Origin of the sequence: Pantoea latae (assembly GCF_002077695.1) — a bacterium.
Taxonomy (GTDB): domain Bacteria; phylum Pseudomonadota; class Gammaproteobacteria; order Enterobacterales; family Enterobacteriaceae; genus Pantoea; species Pantoea latae.
In genome coordinates, this window is record NZ_MWUE01000040.1 from 1 (window position 1) to 4,512 (window position 4,512).

At 54.0% G+C, this 4,512-nt stretch carries 5 protein-coding genes, 4 tRNA genes and 1 rRNA gene; 9 read left to right on the plus strand and 1 reads right to left on the minus strand.

Annotation, left to right across the window (positions count from 1 at the left end; genetic code table 11):
- From rrf to birA, 3 genes are all read left to right on the plus strand, one after another.
- Positions 1-111: ribosomal RNA gene (rrf, locus tag B2J69_RS22270) — 5S ribosomal RNA — on the plus strand; the annotation flags it as partial.
- A 157-nt stretch (positions 112-268) separates the two neighbouring features.
- Positions 269-1,306 (plus strand): UDP-N-acetylmuramate dehydrogenase, encoded by a 1,038-nt coding sequence (gene murB / locus B2J69_RS22275; RefSeq protein ID WP_081142484.1) that lies wholly within the window; start codon positions 269-271, stop codon positions 1,304-1,306.
- Complete coding sequence (birA, locus tag B2J69_RS22280; protein ID WP_081142486.1) at positions 1,303-2,262, plus strand: bifunctional biotin--[acetyl-CoA-carboxylase] ligase/biotin operon repressor BirA; 960 nt, start codon at positions 1,303-1,305, stop codon at positions 2,260-2,262. Before murB ends, birA begins: the two co-directional genes overlap by 4 nt.
- Positions 2,263-2,298: 36 nt before the next feature.
- Here birA and coaA read toward each other — a convergent pair whose 3' ends face one another.
- Complete coding sequence (gene coaA, locus B2J69_RS22285; RefSeq protein WP_081142488.1) at positions 2,299-3,249, minus strand: type I pantothenate kinase; 951 nt, start codon at positions 3,247-3,249, stop codon at positions 2,299-2,301.
- 209 nt (positions 3,250-3,458) lie between these two features.
- Here coaA and B2J69_RS23980 point away from each other — a divergent pair, with 209 nt between their 5' ends.
- The 6 genes from B2J69_RS23980 to B2J69_RS22310 all read left to right on the plus strand — a co-directional run.
- Positions 3,459-3,665, plus strand: coding sequence for a hypothetical protein (locus tag B2J69_RS23980; RefSeq protein WP_143806331.1), 207 nt, complete (start codon positions 3,459-3,461; stop codon positions 3,663-3,665).
- Between the two features lie 98 nt (positions 3,666-3,763).
- Positions 3,764-3,839: transfer RNA gene (locus B2J69_RS22290), tRNA-Thr, on the plus strand.
- Between the two features lie 7 nt (positions 3,840-3,846).
- Positions 3,847-3,931 (plus strand) — tRNA-Tyr (locus B2J69_RS22295).
- Between the two features lie 192 nt (positions 3,932-4,123).
- Positions 4,124-4,198 (plus strand) — tRNA-Gly (locus tag B2J69_RS22300).
- Between the two features lie 5 nt (positions 4,199-4,203).
- Positions 4,204-4,279: transfer RNA gene (locus tag B2J69_RS22305), tRNA-Thr, on the plus strand.
- 107 nt (positions 4,280-4,386) lie between these two features.
- Positions 4,387-4,512: GTP-binding protein (locus tag B2J69_RS22310; RefSeq protein ID WP_008102187.1), on the plus strand; the 126-nt coding region annotated here is incomplete at its 3' end.

Genomic DNA, 4,512 nt, shown 5'->3' on the forward strand with positions numbered 1-4,512 from the left:
CGGCACTAGCGCGGCGGTCCCACCTGACCCCATGCCGAACTCAGAAGTGAAACGCCGTAGCGCCGATGGTAGTGTGGGGTCTCCCCATGCGAGAGTAGGGAACTGCCAGGCATCCAAACGGGAAAGCCCTCTGCTGACGCAGAGGGCTTTTTTACGTCTGAATTTCGCTCAAAAAGATCATTTTCCCGTCGCGACAGCGCTAAAACTTCCCTACAAGCCGGAACTGATACGGTAAACTACGCGCAGATAACTTTGTTAAGGCCACTCAATGTCCCACCAGTATTCTTCTCTGCAAGCTGATAATACGCTTGGTCTTGAAATCTGCGCGCGTGAACGCATTATCGCTGAAACGCCAGAGGCTATTCTCCACGCCTGGCAGGAGGCGAAGCGCAGTCATCATCCTTTTATTCTGCTGGGCGAAGGCAGTAATGTGCTTTTCCTGGAAGATTTCGCGGGCACCGTCGTGCTAAATAGGATCAAAGGTATCGCCATCCAGCAGCAGGCCGAAGCCTGGCAGCTCCATGTTGGTGCCGGCGAAAACTGGCATGCACTGGTCAAATTCGCACTGGAGAAGGGGATTGCCGGGCTCGAAAATCTGGCGCTTATTCCCGGCATGGCAGGCTCGGCGCCGATTCAAAATATCGGCGCCTACGGCGTGGAATTTAAAGACGTCTGCGAATATGTAGACGTGCTTAACCTCGACAGCGGCGAAACGCTGCGGCTGCACCGTGACGACTGTGCTTTCGGTTACCGCGACAGCATCTTCAAGCATCGCTACCAGCAGGGTTACGCCATTGTCGCCGTAGGGCTCAGGCTGCCGAAAAGCTGGCAGCCGGTGCTTTCCTATGGCGATTTAAGCCGTCTGGATCCCGCGACGGCAACGCCAGAAGAGGTATTCAACGCCGTTTGCCAGATGCGGCAGAGCAAGTTGCCCGATCCACGCGTAACGGGCAATGTAGGCAGCTTCTTTAAAAACCCGCTGATAAGCCATGAACAGGCTGAGAGGCTGAAGCTTACCTCGCCGACTATGCCTTATTACCCGCAGGCGAACGGCGAGGTCAAACTGGCGGCGGGCTGGCTGATCGATCAGTGCCAGCTGAAAGGTTTTCGCATCGGCGGCGCGGCGGTGCATCAGCAGCAGGCGCTGGTGCTTATCAACGCTGAGCAGGCGACGCCTCAGGATATTGTCGAACTGGCGAAAGCCGTGCGCATGCGCGTCGGAGAGAAGTTTGATGTGTGGCTGGAGCCTGAAGTGCGCTTTATCGGCGCGCAGGGCGAGCGCAATGCTGTTGAGGCAATCTTATGAAAGACCATAGCATCCCGTTGAAGCTGGTTGAGATACTCGCCGACGGTGAATTTCATTCCGGCGAGCAACTCGGCGACACGCTGGGCATGAGCCGCGCGGCGATCAACAAACATATCCAGACGCTGAAATCCTGGGGACTGGATATCTATACGGTAACAGGGAAAGGATATAGCCTGCCCGCGCCAATGCAGTTACTGGATAGAGCCGCCATTCTCGCCCAGCTTAACCAGCCCCGGCTGGAAGTGATCCCGGTTATCGACTCCACCAACCAGTATCTGCTGGACCGCATGAATACGCTGCAGTCGGGCGATGCCTGCATTGCGGAGTATCAGCAGGCGGGCAGAGGCCGTCGCGGCCGCCAGTGGTTCTCGCCATTCGGCGCCAATCTCTATATGTCGATGTACTGGCGCCTGGAGCAGGGCCCGGCCGCCGCGATGGGGCTGAGTCTGGTTATCGGTATTGTCATGGCCGAAACCCTACAGCAGCTCGGCGCGCAGGATGTCCGGGTAAAATGGCCAAACGATCTTTATCTTAACGATCGCAAACTGGCGGGCATTCTGGTGGAACTCACCGGTAAAACCGGGGACGCTGCGCAGATCGTGATGGGCGCCGGGATCAACCTGGCGATGCGCGGCGCGGAGACGGCGCAAATCAATCAGGGCTGGATCAATCTGCAGGAAGCGGGTATCGCCATCAATCGAAACGATCTGGCGGCAAAGCTGATCAACAGCCTGCGCGAGGCGCTGCCGCTATTCGAACGTGACGGACTGGCGCCTTTTACCCATCGCTGGAAGGCACTGGATAATTTTATCGATCGCCCGGTTAAGCTGCTTATCGGCGACAGAGAGATCCACGGCATCGCGCGGGGCATTGATAAACAGGGCGGATTAGTGCTGGAGCAGGATGGTGAGCTTAAGTCCTGGGTCGGCGGAGAGATATCGCTGCGTCCACAGTAAAAAATGAAGCCTGCACGATGCAGGCTTTTTTAACGCTTATTTTCGCAGTCTGACCCGATCAACCGCATGATTGCCGCCTTTGGTCATAATCAGGCTGGCTCGCTCGCGAGTCGGTAGAATGTTTTCCTGCAGGTTTAGCCAGTTAATCTCTTTCCACAGTCCGGTAGCGATCTGCACCGCCTCCTCTTCGGAGAGCTGCGCATAGTGATGGAAATAGGAGTCGGGATCGGTAAAAGCGCCCTGGCGGAATTTCAGAAAGCGGTTGATATACCATCGCTGCAGCAGCTCTTCAGGCGCATCCACATAGATAGAGAAATCGACAAAGTCCGACACAAAAACATGATGAGGATCGTGAGGGTAGTCCATGCCGCTCTGCAGGACGTTCAGCCCCTCCAGGATCAATATATCGGGCTGATGAACCACTTTGTCGCCGTCGGGAATAACGTCATAGACCAGATGCGAATAGACCGGCGCCGTGACCTGACTGGCGCCTGATTTCAGCGCGGAAACAAAGTTAACCAGCCGATGCATATCATAGGACTGCGGGAAGCCTTTCTTCTTCATCAGGCCGCGCTCTTTCAGCACCGCGTTTGGATGCAGAAAGCCATCGGTGGTGATCAGCTCGACTTTACGGTGTTCGGGCCAGCGGCTCAGCAGCGCCTGCAATACGCGCGCGGTGGTGCTTTTGCCCACCGCCACGCTGCCGGCAATGCTGATGATGTAGGGAATCTTTTGCCCGTCGGTGCCGAGGAACTGCTCCAGCACTGCCTGACGGCGCAGATTAGAGCTGATATAGAAATTAAGCAGACGCGACAAAGGAAGATAAATCTCTGCGACTTCTTCCAGAGACAAATCCTCATTAATGCCTTTCAGCTGCGCGATCTCCTCTTCGGTCAGGGTCATCGGCACGGAATTACGCAGCGCAGCCCACTGCTTACGCGTGAACTCTAAATAGGGCGTGGTCAGAGGTGAATTCTTTTTATTCATAAGTATGCGTCTGACTGCAGCGTCAGGTTCATTCCTATCACGCAGATAAAAAACCTGTAGCGATATGAGAACATAACGGCGCGTCACAAGGTCTTTACTGAGAACAATGGGCTGGAGGTTAACATCAGTGTGACAATAAAAAGAAGAAAAATGATAAAACCGCGCACGCTTTCGCAAGAGAGCGCGCATAACGTAGCAGAGCAAAAATAATGGCTTCTCTTTCCGGTGCCGTACCGGCTTGCCACAGAGGGATAAAAAAGCGTCGCCGGCAAAAAATAATCTTTTTTTTATCGCGCTGCATAAAGAAAAAAGTCTGCGGCGCACCTGCTAAGGCAGAGAAAAAGGCGCTGGCAACGCGCGGCGCAGAGGAACAAAACCGGCCTTATTCGTCTAATTTTTCCGCACTAAATCGCTAAAATGCGAGGATTTGCACAAATAGTAAGCGATAGAGTTATTTCAGCGATTTTTTTGTTGCATCCTGTCCCCGACCTTCCTAGAATGCGCGTCACTTGATGCCGGCTTAGCTCAGTTGGTAGAGCAACTGACTTGTAATCAGTAGGTCACCAGTTCGATTCCGGTAGCCGGCACCATCAAGTAGGTGGGATTCCCGAGCGGCCAAAGGGAGCAGACTGTAAATCTGCCGTCACAGACTTCGAAGGTTCGAATCCTTCTCCCACCACCATCTCAACCCTTGCGGTTGAGAGCAGATAAACAGCCAGTTTATCTGTCGGTGAGTCACTTCTCTCACCCTAAATTCAGACTGCGCTTCGGCACAGTTAAAGTCGGTCAGCAACGCTGTCAGACTTTGAATAGTAGGGGATCATCTCTTATTATTCACAAGCTACAGAAAGAACAGGTAGCCGAGTTCCAGGATGCGGGCATCGTATAATGGCTATTACCTCAGCCTTCCAAGCTGATGATGCGGGTTCGATTCCCGCTGCCCGCTCCAGATGTGCTGATATGGCTCAGTTGGTAGAGCGCACCCTTGGTAAGGGTGAGGTCCCCAGTTCGACTCTGGGTATCAGCACCACTTCCTTTATCTCCTCCCTGATTCTCTCTCTGTAAATCCTGCACTCAGGCACAGCCTGGTTGATGTGATGATATCTTTGATATATCCGTGTCTTAGAGGGACAAGCGATGGCTAAAGAGCAATTTCAACGTAACAAACTGCACGTAAACGTGGGCACCATCGGTCACGTTGACCACGGTAAAACCACCCTGACTGCAGCAATCACCACCGTTCTGGCTAAAACCTACGGCGGC